14 protein-coding genes are annotated in these 15,975 nt (G+C 69.6%); 9 read left to right on the top strand and 5 right to left on the bottom strand.

Annotated features, from left to right (window positions below):
- Positions 1-86: 86 nt before the first annotated feature.
- From RKE50_RS04005 to RKE50_RS03995, 3 genes are all read left to right on the top strand, one after another.
- Positions 87-389, top strand: coding sequence for a hypothetical protein (locus tag RKE50_RS04005; RefSeq protein ID WP_350034590.1), 303 nt, complete (start codon positions 87-89; stop codon positions 387-389).
- Between the two features lie 101 nt (positions 390-490).
- Positions 491-1,129, top strand: a complete 639-nt coding sequence (gene pdxH / locus RKE50_RS04000; protein WP_350034589.1) for a pyridoxamine 5'-phosphate oxidase — start codon at positions 491-493, stop codon at positions 1,127-1,129.
- 22 nt (positions 1,130-1,151) lie between these two features.
- Positions 1,152-1,595, top strand: a complete 444-nt coding sequence (locus tag RKE50_RS03995) for a lipocalin-like domain-containing protein (RefSeq protein ID WP_350034588.1) — start codon at positions 1,152-1,154, stop codon at positions 1,593-1,595.
- On the opposite strand, the gene RKE50_RS03990 is transcribed toward RKE50_RS03995, so the two are convergent.
- Entirely contained in the window at positions 1,592-2,914 is a 1,323-nt protein-coding gene (locus tag RKE50_RS03990; RefSeq protein ID WP_350034587.1) for a CinA family nicotinamide mononucleotide deamidase-related protein, read from the bottom strand. The two genes, RKE50_RS03995 and RKE50_RS03990, sit on opposite strands and share 4 nt — an antisense overlap.
- 119 nt (positions 2,915-3,033) lie before the next feature.
- Here RKE50_RS03990 and RKE50_RS03985 point away from each other — a divergent pair, with 119 nt between their 5' ends.
- The 4 genes from RKE50_RS03985 to asnS all read left to right on the top strand — a co-directional run bounded on the left by RKE50_RS03985 (position 3,034) and on the right by asnS (position 6,592).
- Positions 3,034-3,825, top strand: coding sequence for a ParA family protein (locus RKE50_RS03985; protein ID WP_350034585.1), 792 nt, complete (start codon positions 3,034-3,036; stop codon positions 3,823-3,825).
- Between the two features lie 110 nt (positions 3,826-3,935).
- Positions 3,936-4,562 (top strand): phosphoadenosine phosphosulfate reductase domain-containing protein, encoded by a 627-nt coding sequence (locus RKE50_RS03980; RefSeq protein WP_350034584.1) that lies wholly within the window; start codon positions 3,936-3,938, stop codon positions 4,560-4,562.
- An 87-nt stretch (positions 4,563-4,649) separates the two neighbouring features.
- The gene (msrC, locus tag RKE50_RS03975; RefSeq protein WP_350034583.1) at positions 4,650-5,126 is read left to right on the top strand and encodes a free L-methionine (R)-S-oxide reductase MsrC; all 477 of its coding nucleotides are present in this window, start codon (positions 4,650-4,652) and stop codon (positions 5,124-5,126) included.
- Positions 5,127-5,194: 68 nt separating this feature from the next.
- A complete protein-coding gene (gene asnS / locus RKE50_RS03970; RefSeq protein WP_350034582.1) occupies positions 5,195-6,592 on the top strand; it encodes an asparagine--tRNA ligase in 1,398 nt (465 codons plus the stop codon).
- 33 nt (positions 6,593-6,625) lie between these two features.
- Here asnS and RKE50_RS03965 read toward each other — a convergent pair whose 3' ends face one another.
- The gene (locus tag RKE50_RS03965; protein ID WP_350034581.1) at positions 6,626-8,623 is read right to left on the bottom strand and encodes an RNB domain-containing ribonuclease; all 1,998 of its coding nucleotides are present in this window, start codon (positions 8,621-8,623) and stop codon (positions 6,626-6,628) included.
- Between the two features lie 373 nt (positions 8,624-8,996).
- Between RKE50_RS03965 and RKE50_RS03960 the strand changes: the two genes are divergently transcribed.
- Positions 8,997-10,445 carry a PhoH family protein gene (locus RKE50_RS03960; RefSeq protein WP_350034579.1) on the top strand — a complete coding sequence of 483 codons (1,449 nt, stop codon included), beginning with the start codon at positions 8,997-8,999 and terminating at the stop codon, positions 10,443-10,445.
- A 56-nt stretch (positions 10,446-10,501) separates the two neighbouring features.
- On the opposite strand, the gene RKE50_RS03955 is transcribed toward RKE50_RS03960, so the two are convergent.
- From RKE50_RS03955 to RKE50_RS03945, 3 genes are all read right to left on the bottom strand, one after another.
- Positions 10,502-11,950: a sulfotransferase family protein gene (locus RKE50_RS03955; RefSeq protein WP_350034578.1), complete on the bottom strand. Its 1,449-nt coding sequence runs from the start codon at positions 11,948-11,950 to the stop codon at positions 10,502-10,504.
- Between the two features lie 29 nt (positions 11,951-11,979).
- Positions 11,980-13,785, bottom strand: a complete 1,806-nt coding sequence (locus RKE50_RS03950) for a DUF5666 domain-containing protein (protein ID WP_350034576.1) — start codon at positions 13,783-13,785, stop codon at positions 11,980-11,982.
- 254 nt (positions 13,786-14,039) lie between these two features.
- Positions 14,040-15,086, bottom strand: a complete 1,047-nt coding sequence (locus RKE50_RS03945; RefSeq protein ID WP_350034575.1) for a hypothetical protein — start codon at positions 15,084-15,086, stop codon at positions 14,040-14,042.
- Here RKE50_RS03945 and asd point away from each other — a divergent pair.
- Positions 15,085-15,936 carry an archaetidylserine decarboxylase gene (gene asd, locus RKE50_RS03940; RefSeq protein WP_350034573.1) on the top strand — a complete coding sequence of 284 codons (852 nt, stop codon included), beginning with the start codon at positions 15,085-15,087 and terminating at the stop codon, positions 15,934-15,936. The genes RKE50_RS03945 and asd overlap by 2 nt on opposite strands.
- Positions 15,937-15,975 lie beyond the last annotated feature (39 nt).

Below are 15,975 nucleotides of genomic sequence, written 5' to 3'. Positions count from 1 at the left end.
CGGCTTACAGCAGTATAACCACATCTACTTACGCCGGCGGGGCGCGGGCGGCTCAAAGCGCCCCGCCGGCCACCGAGGGATGTGCCATGGACCCGATCCGCGAAGAGCTGGAACGCCGCTGGCAGCAGATGCTTGAGCGCGCCGCCGCCGGCGACGACCTGCCGCCGGCGCTGCGCCTGCGCACCGAGGGGCTCATGGAGGCCCTGGTCCTCGCCGGCGCGGTGGAGCCGGCAGCGCTGTCCGCTGCCATGGCCGAGGCCTGGCGGCAGGCCATGGGAGAACCGCTGGCCGCCACCCTTGGTGACGACTGGGAATCGGTGCACCCTTTCCCCGCAATTCCCTTTTACCAGGCGCGGGCACCGGTGGTTCCCAGCACCGGCGATGACTGAAGCTGGCCGGCGTGGCGGGGCCCCGGCCCGCACGCGTGTAATGCCCTTTATAATGGCGGTCCCACAGCTGACGACCGGAAGCGGCAGGATGCCCTGACAGCGTGAAATTCGAAGCTTTTCGACGCGAGTACACCGCCGGCGGCCTGGCCCGCGGGGACCTGGACCCGTGCCCCGTGCGCCAGTTCGAACAGTGGCTGAAGCAGGCGGTCGACGCGGGCCTCTCCGACCCTACGGGCATGGTGCTGGCCACCGTCGACGCCGACGGCAACCCCTGGCAGCGCATCGTGCTGCTCAAGGGCGCCTCCAGCGACGGCTTTGTCTTCTACACTAACTACGGCAGCGCCAAGGCGCGCGCCATCGAGGGCGAACCGCGGGTCTCGCTGCTGTTCCCCTGGAACGAGCTGGACCGGCAGGTCATCGTCGGCGGGGCGGCCGAAAAGATGCCCTTTGCCGAGTCGGCGCGCTATTTCCTGAGCCGGCCGCGGGAGAGCCAGGTTGCTGCCTGGGCGTCGCGGCAGAGCCGCCCCGTGCCGGCACGGGCGGCGCTCGAGGCCGAGTTCAAGCGGCTGATGCAGCAGTTCGGTCGCGGCGAGGTGCCGGTGCCGGACTTCTGGGGCGGCTACCGGGTCCGGCCCACCCGCGTGGAATTCTGGCAGGGCGGGGCACACCGCCTGCACGACCGCTTCCTGTACACCCGGCAGGAAGACGATACCTGGACCATCGAGCAGCTGCAGCCGTGACGGCCGCGGCGGGGGAGGACGCATGATCAGCAAGCAGGATCTCATCGGTACCTGGCAACTGGAATCCTGGACCGTGGGCTACTCGGACCGGGAGGATTTCACCACCCCTTTCGGCGAGGACCCGAAGGGCCTGCTCCTGTACACCGAGGACGACTGGATGAGTGCCTCCATCGCCCGCAGCGACCGCCAGACGCTGCCCCAGGACATCCCGTTCCGCAAGATTCCCGAAGAGAAGCTCGCCCAGGCCTACCTGAGCTACTTTCACTACGCCGGCCGCTACCGGGTGGTGGAGGGCGATGTGGTGCACTACGTCACCCAGAGCCTGAACCCGAACTTCGTCGGCACGGAGCAGCTGCGCCACGCCGAACTCGACGGACAGACCCTCGTGCTCTCCGGCCGCGACGAAGCCGGCGGCGTCAGCCGCCTGCACTCGCTGGTCTGGCATCGGCTGTCGGGCGTCGGCTAGCCGGCGCGCCGCTGGCGGGCATAGTGCGGCAGCGGCGGCAGGCCGAGGAGCCGCCGCCGCAGAAGGTCCAGGGCCAGCGCGGTGACCATGGTCTGGAACAGCGTGCGTTCCACCGGCCAGTGCAGGCAAACGGTGTCGAGCCGTTCCCGGTCGCCCCAGGCCAGCCATACCGTGCCCACGGGCTTTGCCGGGGTGCCGCCGTCCGGGCCGGCCACGCCGGACACGGACACGGCGAGGTCCGCGCCGGAGCGATCAAGCGCCCCCAGGGCCATCTCCCGCACGACCGCCTCACTCACCGCGCCATGGGCTGCAAGCGATGCCTCGCGCACGCCCAGGGTGCGGGTCTTGATAGCGTTCGAATAGGTGACATAGCCGGCCTCGAAGCCGGCGGAGGAGCCGGGGATCCGGGTCAGGGCGGCGGCGATGGCGCCGCCGGTGCAGGACTCGGCCGTGGTGACGGTGAGGCCGCGCTCGCGGAGCAGGTCGAGCAGTACACCGGCGAGGGTCGCGTCGCCGCGACCGATGATGTGGTCACCGAAAAGCGCCTCGAGGCGGGCCAGGCAGGCGTCGCGGGCCGCGCCGGCGGCCGGGTCCGTGACCGCGAGCTTGATTTCCAGCTGCGGGGCTCCGGCGCGAAAGCCGAGGCTGACCGCCGCCGGCCAGGACGCAGCCCCCTTTTCAGCACCATCGTCAGCGCCATCGTCGGCGATGAGTTGCTGTGCCGTCGACTCGCCGAGGCCGAAGGTCTGCAGGCGCAGGATGTCCACGGCCTCGAGGCCGGGCCAGCGCGCGGTCAGGTCTTCGCAGACCGGCTCCAGCATCGTGGTGAGCTCTCCCGGTACGCCGGGGGTGCAGTAGACCCGGCAGCTGCCATGGTCTACCGAAAGGTCCACGGCGAAGCCCACGGCGCTGCCGCGCTCATTGGGCAGGATGGCGCAGCCCGCCGGCAGCAGGGCCTGCTTGCGGTTGGCACCGTCCAGGGGCAGGCCGCGTCCGGCGCACCAGCGCTCGAGGTGAGCGAGCGCCTGCGGATGCTCCGCGAGCGGCAGCCCCGCCACGTCGGCGACCACGGCCGCCGTGAGGTCGTCCACCGTGGGGCCGAGGCCGCCGTTGACGATAATCACCTCGGCGGCTCCGGCCATGGCGGTGAGCTCGGCCACCAGCGCTTCCGGGTCGTCGCCGAGGGTTGTCTTGCGGACCACGGCGAGGCCGAGAACGGCGAGCCGGCGGGCGATGGTCGCCGAGTTGGAATCGACCGTATCGCCGCTCATGAGTTCGTTGCCGGTGAGCAGGAGCTGGACCCGGGGTGCCTGGGGCATGGTTCTCGCTTAGCGTGGCGAATCGAGGCGGGTACTATACACCGGGGCCGGCGACGCGCCGGCACGCGGCGCGGGTTACAGCGGTACGGGAACGACGGACAGCGGCAAGGGAGTCAGCGATGAAGCGGGTCGTGTTCAACCAGAAAGGCGGGGTCGGCAAGACCAGTATCACCTGCAACCTCGCGGCCATCGACGCCGCGACCGGGTACCGGACGCTGGTGGTGGACCTCGACGTGCAGGGCAACAGCACCCTCTACCTGGTCGGCGAAATCGACGCCGAGGCCTTCCCGGCCGAGGCCCAGGGCGTGGCGGGGCTTTTCCGGCAGACCGTGGGGCCCCGGCGCATGCGCCAGAACCCGGATTCCTTCGTCTGGGAAACGCCCTGGGAAAACCTTTACCTGATGCCCTCGAGCCCGGCGCTCGCCGAACTCGAGGGCGCCCTGGAGGCGCGCTACAAGATCTACAAGCTGCGCGATGCCCTGGCGAAGCTGGAGGGCGAGTACGACCGCGTCTACATCGACACGCCGCCAAGCTTCAACTTCTTCTCCAAGGCGGCGCTCATTGCCGCCGACAGCGTTCTCGTGCCCTTCGACTGCGACAGTTTTGCCCGCCAGAGTCTCTATTCGCTGCTCGAGAACATCACCGAACTGCAGGAGGACCACAACCCGGACCTTGCCATCGAAGGCATCGTTATCAACCAGTTCAATCCCCAGGCGCGCCTGCCCGGCGAGCTGGTGGCCGAGCTCGAGGCGGAGGGTTTCCCGGTGCTCGAGACCTGGCTCGGCTCCTCGGTAAAAATGAAAGAGTCGCACCACAGCCACCGGCCGCTCATCGACCTCGCCCCGAGCCACAAGCTGACGCAGCAGTACCGGGCCCTGCACGCCGCGCTGGAGGCCGCGCTCGTCGAGTAGGATCGGGGCTGTGAGCCCGATGTAATAACCATAGAGAAACTGGTTATTTCACAGCGCTTTCCTTATTCCCTAGAGTCGGTCCCTGCACCGTCGCCGCGAGGGGAAAACAGGTGGGGCTGGACCTCGACAAGACCAACGCTGAACTGCGCCACGCCGCGCCCGAGGCCATTGTCCGCTGGGCACTGGCCCAGGGCCTGCCGGCGATCGCCAGTAGCAGCATGGGCCCCGGCGCCGGCGTGATGCTGCACCTCGTCAGCCGCCTGGCGCCGTCCCTGCCCGTGGTCTGGGTGGACACCGGCTACAACCTGCCCGAGACCTACCGTACCGCCGAGGCCCTGCGCGAGCGCCTGGACCTGAACCTGCACGTGTACACGCCGGCCATGACTGCCGAGCGTCGCCAGGCCCTCTACGGCCCCATTCCGAGCATCGAGGAACGCGAGCGCCACGAACTGTTCACCCGCCAGGTGAAGCTCGAGCCCTTCGAGCGGGCCCTCGCCGAGCACCGGCCGGCGCTGTGGCTCACGGGGATCCGCCGGGAAGAGACCGATTTCCGTCGCGGCCTCGACGTGGTCACCCGCGATGCGCGGGGCCTGTACAAGGTGGCGCCGCTGTTCCACTGGACCCAGGCTCAGCTCGACGCCTACCTGGCCGAGCACGGGCTCCCGGACAGCGAGCGCTACTTCGACCCGACCAAGGTCCACGCCGGGCGCGAGTGCGGCCTGCACAGCGCCGCCTGACGCGGCCCGGCCTGACGCGGCCCGGCCTCGCGCCTTGCTGGCCCGCAGACCGGTCTGCATAATGCGCGCCCCCGACCGGAGGCGCCCATGTTCGAACCGACCGACAGCCCGCTCCCTGCCGACGAAGCCGCCGCCCAGCTGCGCGGCCTGCTCGCCGGCGAGACCGACCCTCTTGCCAACGCCGCCAACTTCGTTGCCTTTCTCGCCCTGCAGCTGCCGGACATCAACTGGCTGGGCCTCTACCGGCTTGCCGGCGACGAGCTGGTGCTCGGACCTTTCCAGGGCAAGCCGGCCTGCGTTCGTATTCCCGTTGGCCGGGGTGTCTGCGGCGTCGCCGCGGCCAGCGGCGAGACCCAGCGCGTGGCCGATGTCGATGCCTTTCCCGGGCACATCGCCTGCGATGCCGCCTCCCGCGCCGAACTGGTCGTCCCGCTCTGCCGGGAGGGCGCGGTCGTCGGCGTGGTGGACGTGGACAGCCCGCGGCCGGACCGCTTCAGCGTCGCCGACCAGGCCCTGGTCGAAGCCCTGGCCGCCGCCTACCTGGACACCGCCACTCCCCTGTAACCCGCCGCTGGCGGCCGTCCACGGCCCTGGGGTATGCTCCGCGCCTTTCTTTTTCCGCGGAGGTTTCCATGGCCGATATCCACCCCGTGCGCGCGCTGCTGGGCGGCGCCGTGGCCCCGGGAGCGCCGGTGACGGTGCGCGGCTGGCTGCGCAGCAAGCGTGATTCCAAGGCCGGCATTTCCTTTCTCGCCGTGCACGACGGCTCCTGCTTCGACCCGATCCAGGCGGTGGTTCCAAGCACCCTCGCCAACTACGAGGACGAGGTGCTGGCGCTGGGTACCGGCGCTGCGGTCATCGTCACCGGGGAACTGGTGGAGTCCCAGGGCAAGGGGCAGGCGGTCGAGATCCAGGCGAACCGGGTAGAGGTGGTCGGCCCGGTGCTGGACCCGGAGCATTACCCCATTGCCAAGAAGCGCCACAGCTTCGAGTACCTGCGCACCCAGGCCCATCTGCGCCCGCGCACGAACACCTTCGGAGCCATCACCCGTGTCCGCCACGCGCTCGCCAATGCGATCCACGGCTTTTTCCACGAGCGCGGCTTCTACTGGGTGAACACGCCGATCATCACCGGCTCGGACTGCGAGGGCGCGGGCGAGCTGTTCCGGGTCTCCACCCTGGACTTCGCCAACCTGCCGCGGCGGGCCGACGGCGCCGTGGACTTCGCCGAGGACTTCTTCGCCGGCGAGGCCTTTCTCACCGTGAGCGGCCAGCTCGAGGTCGAGTCCTTCTGCCTGGCCATGAGCAAGGTCTACACCTTCGGCCCGACCTTCCGCGCCGAGAACTCCAACACCAGCCGGCACCTCGCCGAGTTCTGGATGGTCGAGCCGGAGATCGCCTTCGCGGACCTCGACGACAACGCCGAGCTCGCCGAGGCGCTGCTGCGGCACGTGTTCCTCCGGGTGCTGGAGGACTGCGAGGACGACATGGCCTTCTTCCAGCAGCGCATCGACGACACGGTGCTGGCGCGGCTGCGGGCGGTGATCGACAACCGCTTCGAGCGCATGGACTACGCCGAGGCGATCCGCATCCTCGAGGGCTGCGGCGAAAGCTTCGAGTTCCCCGTGAGCTGGGGCGTGGACCTCGCCAGCGAACACGAGCGCTACCTCTGCGAGAAGCACGTGGGGCGGCCGGTGGTGATCGCGAACTACCCGAGGGACATCAAGGCCTTCTACATGCGACTCAACGACGACGGCGAGACGGTCGCGGCGATGGACGTGCTCGCGCCCGGCATCGGCGAGATCATCGGCGGCAGCCAGCGCGAGGAGCGCCTCGACGTGCTCGAGGCGCGCATGGAGCCGGCGCTCCGCGAGGAACTCTGGTGGTACCGGGACCTGCGCCGCTACGGCACCGTGCCCCACGCCGGCTTCGGCCTCGGCTTTGAGCGGCTGCTCAACTATGTCACCGGCATGGACAACGTCCGCGACGCCATTCCCTTCCCCCGAACGCCGGGGAACGCGCACTTCTGACCGCCCGGTGCCCCCCCGGGCCCCCGGGGGCGCTTACACCAGGCCTTCGCCCGGGGCGGGCTCGAAGTGAGCGAGGTGGTCCCCCTCCCGGTCGATGTCGGCGAGCGTCACCGCCACCGGCGCCTCGAGCTGGAAGCGCCGGGTCTTGCTGGTCAGCGTGGCCTGCCACTTGTCGAAGCTGAACTTCTCCGGGTCCTTGCGCAGGTCGACGAAGCCCTCCAGGCCCCAGGCGTCGATGCGCGCCATGAAACCGCTGGAGCTCAGGTGCACGATGCGCGCCGGCCAGGGTGCCGGGTCGGCGGCCGCCCGGCGCTCCAGGAAGTTGGCGGCAAGCCAGCGCTCCGCCTCGCTGGTGGCGGCCCGCATGGCGCGCAGGCCAGCGCTCACCTGCTCGAGCATGGGGCCGTCGACGAGGTCGGGCTTGCGCTCGTGGAGGATAGCCTTGAGCTGGAGGTGGGCGAGGAAATCGACGGCCCGGCGCAGCGGCGAGGTGCAGGTCGTGTAAACGGGCAGCACCATGCCCATGTGCGGCGACGGCTTCGTGCTCAGCGTCGCCCGGGTCAGCAGCCGGTTGACCATCGCCCGCAGGGGCAGGTCGCCTGCGGGCTCGGCCAGGGCCCGGAAGATAGCGCGATAGCCAGCGAGGTCCTGCGGGTCCACGTCCTTCTGCGCCGGGAGGTTGCGCTCGAGGAACTGGCGGATCTCGTCCGCGCGGTCGCGGCGGAAGCCCGGGTGGCTGATGAAGGGCCCGCTGGCGCTGTGCTCGGCGAGTAAGCGGGCGGCGCAGCGGTTGGCGGCGACCATGCAGGCCTCCACCAGGCGCTGCGAGGTCAGCTTCTCGCCGGGCTCGATCGCCTCGATCTGTCCCTTGTCGTCCAGCTGCCAGCGGTACTCCCGGCGCTCCTCCATGGCGAGGCCGTGGGCCTCGCGGTCGCCGGCGAGCGCGCGGTAGGCAGCGTACAGCGCCTCGAGCGGGCTGGCGTAGCTCATGAGGCTGTCCTGCTCCCCGGAGAGGTACTTGTCGACGGCAAAGTAGGACAGCTTGGCCCGCGAGCGCACGGCGGCCTCGTGGAACTCGAAATCGCGCAGCTCGCCGCTGTCGGCGATGGCCATCTTGCAGACGAGCGCCGGGCGGGTCTTGTCCTCCGTGAGTGCGCAGCTCTCCTGGGCGAGGACCTCGGGCAGCATGGGTACCACGTCGCCGTGGAAATAGGCGGAACAGGCGCGCGCGGTAACCAGCGGCAGGAGCGGCGAGTCCGCCCCGATGTAGGCCGTGGGATCGGCGATGGCGACGTAGAGAATCCAGCCGTCGGTGGTGGTCTCGGCGTAGAGGGCGTCGTCGATGTCCTGGGTGCGCGCCGAATCGATGGAGACGAAGGCGAGGTCCGTGAGGTCCAGCCGGTGGCTGTCGGCCAGGGGGTCGCTGGCCTTGATGTGCTCGGCGAGTTCGCGCTCCCGGGCGCTGTCCCAGCCGACCCTGAGGCCGTGCCGGGCCATGGCGTAGGCGTTCTCCAGCCCCGGCGTTCCCGCCGGGCCGAAGACCCTGAGCACCTTGGCCTGGGGCCGGCCGTCGCGGATCGGGTGGCGCAGCACGGCGCAGCGGACGTAGTCGCCTTCCTTGACACCGTTGCGCGCGTGCGGCGGCAGGAACAGCCAGCGCTGCAGCGAGGCCAGCTGCGGGCGGACGAAGAGCGCCTTGCCCTTGCGCACGCACTGGCCGTTGAACTCGTCGAGGGGGCTGTCGACGAGGCGCTCGATCTCCGCCACCGGTCGGTCGTCGGAGCCGGGCCGGATGCAGACCCGTACCCGGTCACCTGAGAAGGCCTTGAGCATTTCATCGGGCGGGACGAAGACCTCGCGGCCGTCGTCGAGGACCGCGAAGCCATAGCGTGCCTGCGTGCCCTTGATGACGGCTTCCGCCCGCTCCTTGGCGGATTCCATCTCTTTCTTGAGGCCCTGGAGCTGGGACAGGGCGTCGCGGTCTAGCATGGTGGTCTTGTTGGCATCGGCGTCAGCGTGAGCGCGGGGCACGGAGCGCCGCGGTGGCAAGGGCAAAGGGGCGTATGCTAGCTGAAAAGGCCACGGGTGTCAGTGTGATGGCCCGCCCTCACGCGCTCGCGCCGGCGCGAGCGGCCGCGTTGCGCTTTGATTGACACCCCCGTGATGCGCGCTCAATAATCGAGGCGAGTCAGGGCAACGCACGGGATCGGGCCATTCGACCGACTTGCTCCAGGGTTTCCCCCGCCGGCCAGCGCAGCCTAGCCTGCCTGCGATGTAGCGCCGCCCCTGGCTCAGACTTACCTCGCGCCTTACCTCCTCTCGCTACCGCGGCCCGCCGCGGCACGGCTCGGCCGTGCCGGGACGCCGTCGTGGCGGTTTTCTGACCCCGTCCCGGAGAGTCCGCATGGAAAGCAGCCTCGCCCTGCATACCCCCCTAACCCGTGATCTTGCCAAAGAGGAGGCCGCCGGCCCGAAAACCTACGTACTCGATACCAACGTGCTCCTGCACGACCCGACGGCGATTACCGCCTTCAACGAGCACCACGTGGTCATCCCGATGACCGTGCTCGAAGAGCTGGATCACATCAAGGACCGGCGCGACAAGACCGTGAGCCGGGAGGCGCGCATCGCCATCCAGCTCATCGACAAGATCGTCGACGTGGCCACGCCGTCCGAGATCCAGGAAGGGGTGGGTGTGCCCGGCAGCACGCTGCAGGGCCCGCCGGGGACGCTCGCGATCTACCCGGACCAGCTGATCACCGACGACAGCGACATCCCCTACCTCGACGGCACCCCGGACCAGGCCAACGACAACCGCATCATCAACGTCGCCATCAAGCTCCAGGCGGAACACCCGGAGCGCTTTGTCTGCCTGGTGACCAAAGACATCAATATGCGCATCAAGGCCAAGGGCTCCGGGCTGCTGCACGTGGAGGATTACCGCCGGGACCGGGTGCTGGACGACATCGACCTGCTCACAAAAGGTTACGAGCACGTTCCGGGCGACTTCTGGGACGGGGTCGACGAGGTGGATACCGTGCGCGAGGACGACCTCACGCTGCACCGGGTGCCGCGGGCGGCGCTGCCGCAGGCCTACCCGAACCAGTTCCTGTTCGATGATCACGACTTCCTCGCCTTCGTGGTGCGCATCGACGGACAGCACGTCTACCTGCGCTGCGACAGCCGGGACGGGCTGATGAACCAGCGCTTCTGGGGCCTGGCGCCGCGCAACCTCGACCAGGCCATGGCCATGCGGCTGCTGGCGGACGACGACGTCGACATGACCGTGCTGACCGGCCCCGCGGGCTCCGGCAAGACGCTGCTGGCCCTCGCCTACGGGCTCCAGGGCATCCTGGAGGAGGGGCGCTACAGCAAGCTCATCGTCGCCCGCTCGACGCCGCCCATTGCCGAGGACATCGGCTTCCTCCCGGGGACGGAAGAGGAGAAAATGGCGCCGTGGCTGGCAGCCTTCGATGACAACCTGGAGATCCTCCACGGCACCGACGAGTCCTGCGCCGGCAGCATCGAGTACGTCAAGGAACGCGCGAACATCCAGTTCAAGTCGCTGAACTTCATGCGCGGGCGCTCCTTCAACAACGCCTACATCATCATCGACGAGGCCCAGGGGCTGTCCCAGTTCCAGCTTAAGTCGGTGATCAGCCGGGTGGGGGAGGGCTCGAAGATCGTGGTCCTCGGCAACCTTGCCCAGATCGACAACAAGTACATCTCGCCGCTCACCTCCGGTCTCACCTACCTGGTGGAGAAGAGCAAGCACTACGAGCACGCCGGGGTCATGCACATCGGCGGCATCCTGCGTTCGCGGCTGGCGGCCTTCGCCGAGGAAGAGCTGTAGTCCCCGGACCGGAGGAGCCTCTCGGTCGCGGCAACGCCGCGCCTTGCACCGCAGCGCTAGCGCCGCTCCGCGTCGTAGGCCGCGACCAGCGGTTTCAACTCGTCCGCGAAACGCTCGGCGAAGCCCAGCAGTGACGGGTCGGGGGCGCTGCCGGCCCCCGGGGACTTGCTCGGGAACAGGCGCCAGTCCGCCGCCGTTTGCGCTCGCTGTTCGCCGGGTCGATCGCCCGCCGTGGCCGCGGGCACCGGTGGTGGCGAGAGCTCCAGGTGCGCGAACAGTCTTGCCCGCATGGCGGCGGGCTCGGTGACCAGCGCCTCGTAATCCACGACCAGCACCGGGTTCGGCAGTACCGCTTGCCAGTGGGCGATGAGCTGCTCGACGCGCGCGATCGCACGCCCCGCCGCGGCGAGGTCGTAGCTGTAGCCGTGGCCGCTGCGGAACTTCTTGAAGTACAGGGCGAGTCCGAGGTCCGCGGCCCGGCGTCGGCAGAGCACCACCGGCACCTCCGGGTGCAACAGGCCGAAGTAGCCGAGCCGCGGCAGGTTCGCGGGCGAGCTGTCCACGAGCCAGCGCTGCTGCGCGTCGCTGCCCGGGGCATTGTCCTCATCGAAGAAACCGGCCGCGAGCGGATGCTCCCGGTAGGCCGCCACGAAGGGTGAGCGGCCGCCGGCCGCCGCGGCGCCGAGACGGGCGCTGAGATCGCCCGGTCGGGTGTCGGCGACCGCGCGGCGCAGGCCGGCGAACTCACCGCCGGCTGTCACGGCCGGGTGTTCCGCCAGCAGGCTCTCGACGAGACTCTTGCCGGAGCGGGGCAGCCCTGTCACCACGAGAGCGGGACAGGGCGGCAGCGATGGCGCCGCTGCCGCGAAGGTCCCGCGGTCCATGCGCAGCAGCCGCTCCGGGACGAGGTACTCCCGCTTGCGTTCCTCGATAGCGTCCGCGGTGAGCCGGTTGCCCGCGGCGTAGTAGACGAAACCCATGCGGTCGCGGCCGGCTTCCACCTGGAGCTGGCCGAGCAGGAACAGGGCGCGGGCGCGGGCCGCAGCGTCGCGCCCGGGATCGAGGGCCCGGGCGAGGATGCGCGCCGCCTCCGGCCCGTCCGGCGCCAGGGGTATCAGGTGCAGGAGCGCGGCGTAGCAGTCGAGGCTGTCGGGGTTCAGCGCCCGCGTCCGCTCCAGGGCCGCGAGGGCCGCGTGCCGGTCGCCCTGGCGCAGCGCGAGCTGACCGAGGGCGAGGTGCAGCGATGCGGACTCCGGCCAGCGCTGCAGCCCCTCGCGGTAACAGTCCGCCGCCGCCTCCAGCCGCAGCAGGCCCTCGAGGGCCTTGCCGCGGTAGAGCCAGCGTTCCGCGGGTGCCTTTGCATCGCGCGCCCCGGTGGCGCGCAGCAGCGCGGGAAAGTCCCGCGCTGCCAGCAGGGCCTTGAGGGCCCGGGTGTCACCAGGGGGGGCGGTGCTGCTCGCTCCGTCCACGGTCGTCTCCATCGCGATCGCCTGCGGCGCTATCATCGGTCACGGCCTCCCGCCTGTCGACGTTCCTAGCTGTCCTCGTCGTCGGGCGTATCGATGCCGTCGCCGTCGCTGAGGTCGTCCTCGTCGTCGGGCGTGTCGATGCCGTCGCCGTCGGTGAGGTCGTCCTCGTCATCGGGCGTGTCGATACCGTCGTCGTCGGTGAGGTCATCCTCGTCGTCGGGTGTATCGACGTCGTCGTCGTCGGTGAAGTCGTCGTCCTCCGTGGTGTCGATGCCGTCATCGTCGGTGATCGTGTCGTCCCCGATCAGATCGTCGTCGTCGCAGCTGGTGCCGTCGTCGTCGAAGCCGCAGCCGAACTCGCGCTCGCCGTCGAGGCGGTCCCGGTCCTCGAACTCGATCTCGTCGGCAATGCCGTCCGCCAGCTCGTCGTCCTCTACCTTGACCAGGTCGCCGAGCTGCAGGTTGGCAAAGAAGACCTCCGCGCTGATAGCGTCGTCGCGGAGGTCCTCGTAGTCCGTGTCGCCGACGGAGAACGTCACGCCGAGCAGGGTAAGGTCGCTGCCGGCGTTGAAGCTTTCCACCGGCGCCTGCACCACCTCGTCGTCCGGGTCTTCGCGATCGACCACCGTAGCGACGAGGCGGTCACCCTCCTGGTACGCCTCGATCTCGAGGAAATCGCCGGGGACGATATCGGCGAGCGTGAAGCGCTCGATGTCGTCGCGGTCGTCCTCGAGGCGGGTACCCTGGTCGGTGGCGACGCTGATCGTGCCTGCAGCCAGGGCGATGTCGATCACGCCGCTCTCCGCGTCCACCGCGCCCACGGGCCCCTCGATCTCGATCCGCCCGCGGCGGCTCACGATGCGCTCGGCAATAAGGCGCTCGCCGTCCCAGGTCCCGCTTACCCGCACGATGGTACCGTTGGCGAGGGCGAGGCCGGCCGGCGAACGGCTGGCGCTGCTGGCATCCACCGGCAGGCCGCGGACGCGGAAGTTGCCGTCGTCCACGTAGGCACTGACGGCGCTCTCGATGGTGACGGCATCGCCCTCGCTGAGGCCACCGTCGGGGCCGTCCTCGGTGTCGACCTCGCTGGCGGTGAGGACGCCGTCTGACAGCGTGCCGTAGACCTCTACGCGGGCACCGTCCGCGAGCGCACCGTCGTCCTCGTCGATGAATGCGCCGCTGGTATCCACCGTGACCGCACCGATGGTAAAGCTGTCCGCCGTCACGTTGCGCGCGATGCCTCTGAGTTCGACCTCGGTGCTGCCGGGCACGAAGTCGTCCTTGCGCTCGATCCGGGTGGCGCGCAGGCGGTTGCCTTCCTGCGGGAAGCCGGAAACCTCCACGACGTCGCCGGCGGCGAGGGTATCGAACGTCACGTCGTCGAAGACCGTGCCCGTGCGCTCGACGATGACGTTGAAGCCGAGGACCACCAGGAGCAGGGCGTCGCCGTCGGCAGAGGGCTCGATGCTCTCGATCGGCCCGGTGAGCTCGTCGTCGTAAACGATACGCGTGGCGGTGCCTGTGCTGCCGTCGTCGTTGACGGTGCCGTCGAGGAGCACAACCATGCCCACCGCCAGGTCCCGCTCGCTGGCCGGCTCGCCGTCGATGATGATCTCGGCGTCGTCGGTCTCGAACTTCACCCCGCCCACGAACACGCTGCCGAAGCCGGTGATGCTGCCGCTCAGGCGACGCTCCGGCGCCTCGGTAGTCGTGCCGTCACCGCTGCCGTCCTCCGTCGGCGCCGGCGCCGGCGTAGCCGGCGTGCTGGCGGTACCGCCGCCGCCACCGCCGCCACCGCAGGCGGTCAGGACGAGGGCGAGGGCGCTGGCCGTGGCCAGGGTTTTGGGTCGGAACAGGAGCTCGTCGTTCACGGGTCACACCTCCGGTGCGGGTTCGATGGAGAGATCGGCAACAGCCTTGCATGGGAATTTAATCCCAATTTTAGTGCTCGTCAAGAAGAATGGGAAAATATTCCCTTTATCTCTCCTGTGAGGGAGGCCCGCGGGGGAGAAGGTAGGGCAAGAAAAAGAGATGCCGCGGGCCGCTGTCGCTCGCCGCTACCGGCCAGATCCGCGGTCATTCCTGTGGTGAAGGTTTCGGGGAGTGGTGCTCGGTTAGCGCAGCTTCAGCTTCCCGGAGCGCTGCGGTCCGCCCGGCTTTCGGAATCCTGCGCCGGTGGCCGGGCGAGATCGCGCTGCAGGGCGAACTCGAGGCGCAGGACGACGCCGAGCACGCCCTTGCGGCGGATGTCGTCCGGCTGCAGGCGCCAGTTGTAGCTGGGTTCGACCTCTACGAAGAGGTAGGGCCGCCAGAGCTGGCGGCGCAGGACAAAGCCGAGACGGTAATTGCGTATCTCGGTCTCCGGGTCCGTCACCCCGTCTACCGAGCCGAAGTACTCGATGGCCACGGGCCGGGACGATGCGGCGTGGAGGCGCCGGCGCATGGCCAGGCGGGAGCGCCACTCGGCGCCTTCCGTCTCCTCGCCGTAGCTGGCGCGCTGGGTCCAGCGCCAGATGGCGTTGTCGCCCTGGCGGTAGTTGATGTCGAATTGCGAGGTGGCGTAGAACCCCTCGTCGTTCTCGTGCTGCACGCGCTGGATGAAGCGGTAGTTGAGATCCTCCGCCCAGGGCCCCTGGTTGCGGTACTTCACGCCGGGCTTGAAGCCGCCGGTGTTGGCGCTCAGGGTGAAGTCGAAGCGGTTGCGCCCCTTGTCGCTGACCCGGTACTGCAGCCCCACCTCCTCGCCGAGTTCGTCGTCACCGGGAAGCTGCGCGTCTTCGTCCTCGTCGGAGAACACGAGGTCGAGGCGCCGGGAGATGCGCGGCAACTGGAGCTTGCCACGGACCCGTGGCTTCGGGTCATGGCCGTCGGCGCTGTTCCAGTCATCGACCAGCTGCAGGCGCAGGAGGGACTCGGCCTGCTCGAGGTTGTAGTTGGGATCGCCGAAGAACTGGTCCATCCACTGGGTCAGCGCCTCCGCCTGGTGGGTGACATAGGCGTGGCCGCTGTCGACCCAGTTGCTGCTGACGGCGTTCGGGTCCGGCGGTACGGGCGCAGTCCACCCGACCAGCGACTCGTTGCTGTCTGCCTGCGCCCCGCCGGCGAGGGCGAGGAGCACGGCGGCCACCGGCGCGCTGACCGCCCGCGGCTTTGCCAGTACACTACGCGGCATGAACGCACCCTTCCTCTGGCTGCAGCATAGCGTACCGCAGCACGCACTGTCGCGGCTCACCGGCCGGCTCGCCGATCTCGAGCGGCCGCGCTGGCTGAAGCACGCGGTCATCCGTGCTTTCGTGCGCCACTACGGGGTGGAGCTCGGCGAGGCAGAGCGGCCGTTCCCGGAGGCCTACGCGAGCTTCAACGACTTCTTTACCCGCGCCCTGAAGCCCGGCGCCCGGCCGCTTGCCGGGGCAGACGTGATCAGCCCGGTGGACGGCGCCGTCAGCCAGGGCGGTGTCATCGACGGCGAACGCATCTTCCAGGCCAAGGGCCGCGACTTCTCCCTCACCGCGCTGCTCGGTGGCGACGGGGCGCGGGCGGCGAGCTACCGGGGCGGCGCCTTTGCCACGCTGTACCTGTCGCCGCGGGACTATCACCGGGTACACATGCCCTGCGACGGCCGCCTCACGGCCATGCGCTACCTGCCCGGCCGCCTGTTCTCGGTGAACGCCGCGACCGCCGCGGGCGTGGACCGGCTCTTCGCCCGCAACGAGCGCCTGGTCTGCCATTTCGAGGGGCCCCTCGGGCCGTTCGCCATGGTCCTCGTGGGTGCCATGATCGTCGCCGGCATCGAGACGACCTGGGCGGGCCGGGTCGCGCCGCCGCCGCGGCGCAACACGCTCACGGACTACGCTGCGCCGCCGGATCCCGTGTCCCTCGCACGGGGCGAGGAACTGGGCCGCTTCTGCCTGGGCTCCACGGTGATCCTGCTCTTCCCGCCGGACACGATCCGCTGGGACGACGCCTGTGCCCCGGGTGCACGCGTCCGCCTCGGCATGCCGCTGGGCCACCGCAAGCGGTAGCCGCGGGCGCCCGCCGTTCGAAGCGTTGTTCCCGCGTTG

It is taken from the genome of Pseudohaliea sp. (assembly GCF_040217025.1).
In the GTDB taxonomy this organism is placed as follows: Bacteria; Pseudomonadota; Gammaproteobacteria; order Pseudomonadales; family Halieaceae; genus Pseudohaliea.
Note: the sequence above shows the minus strand (reverse complement) of the source record. Positions and strands in the feature narration are given on the sequence as shown.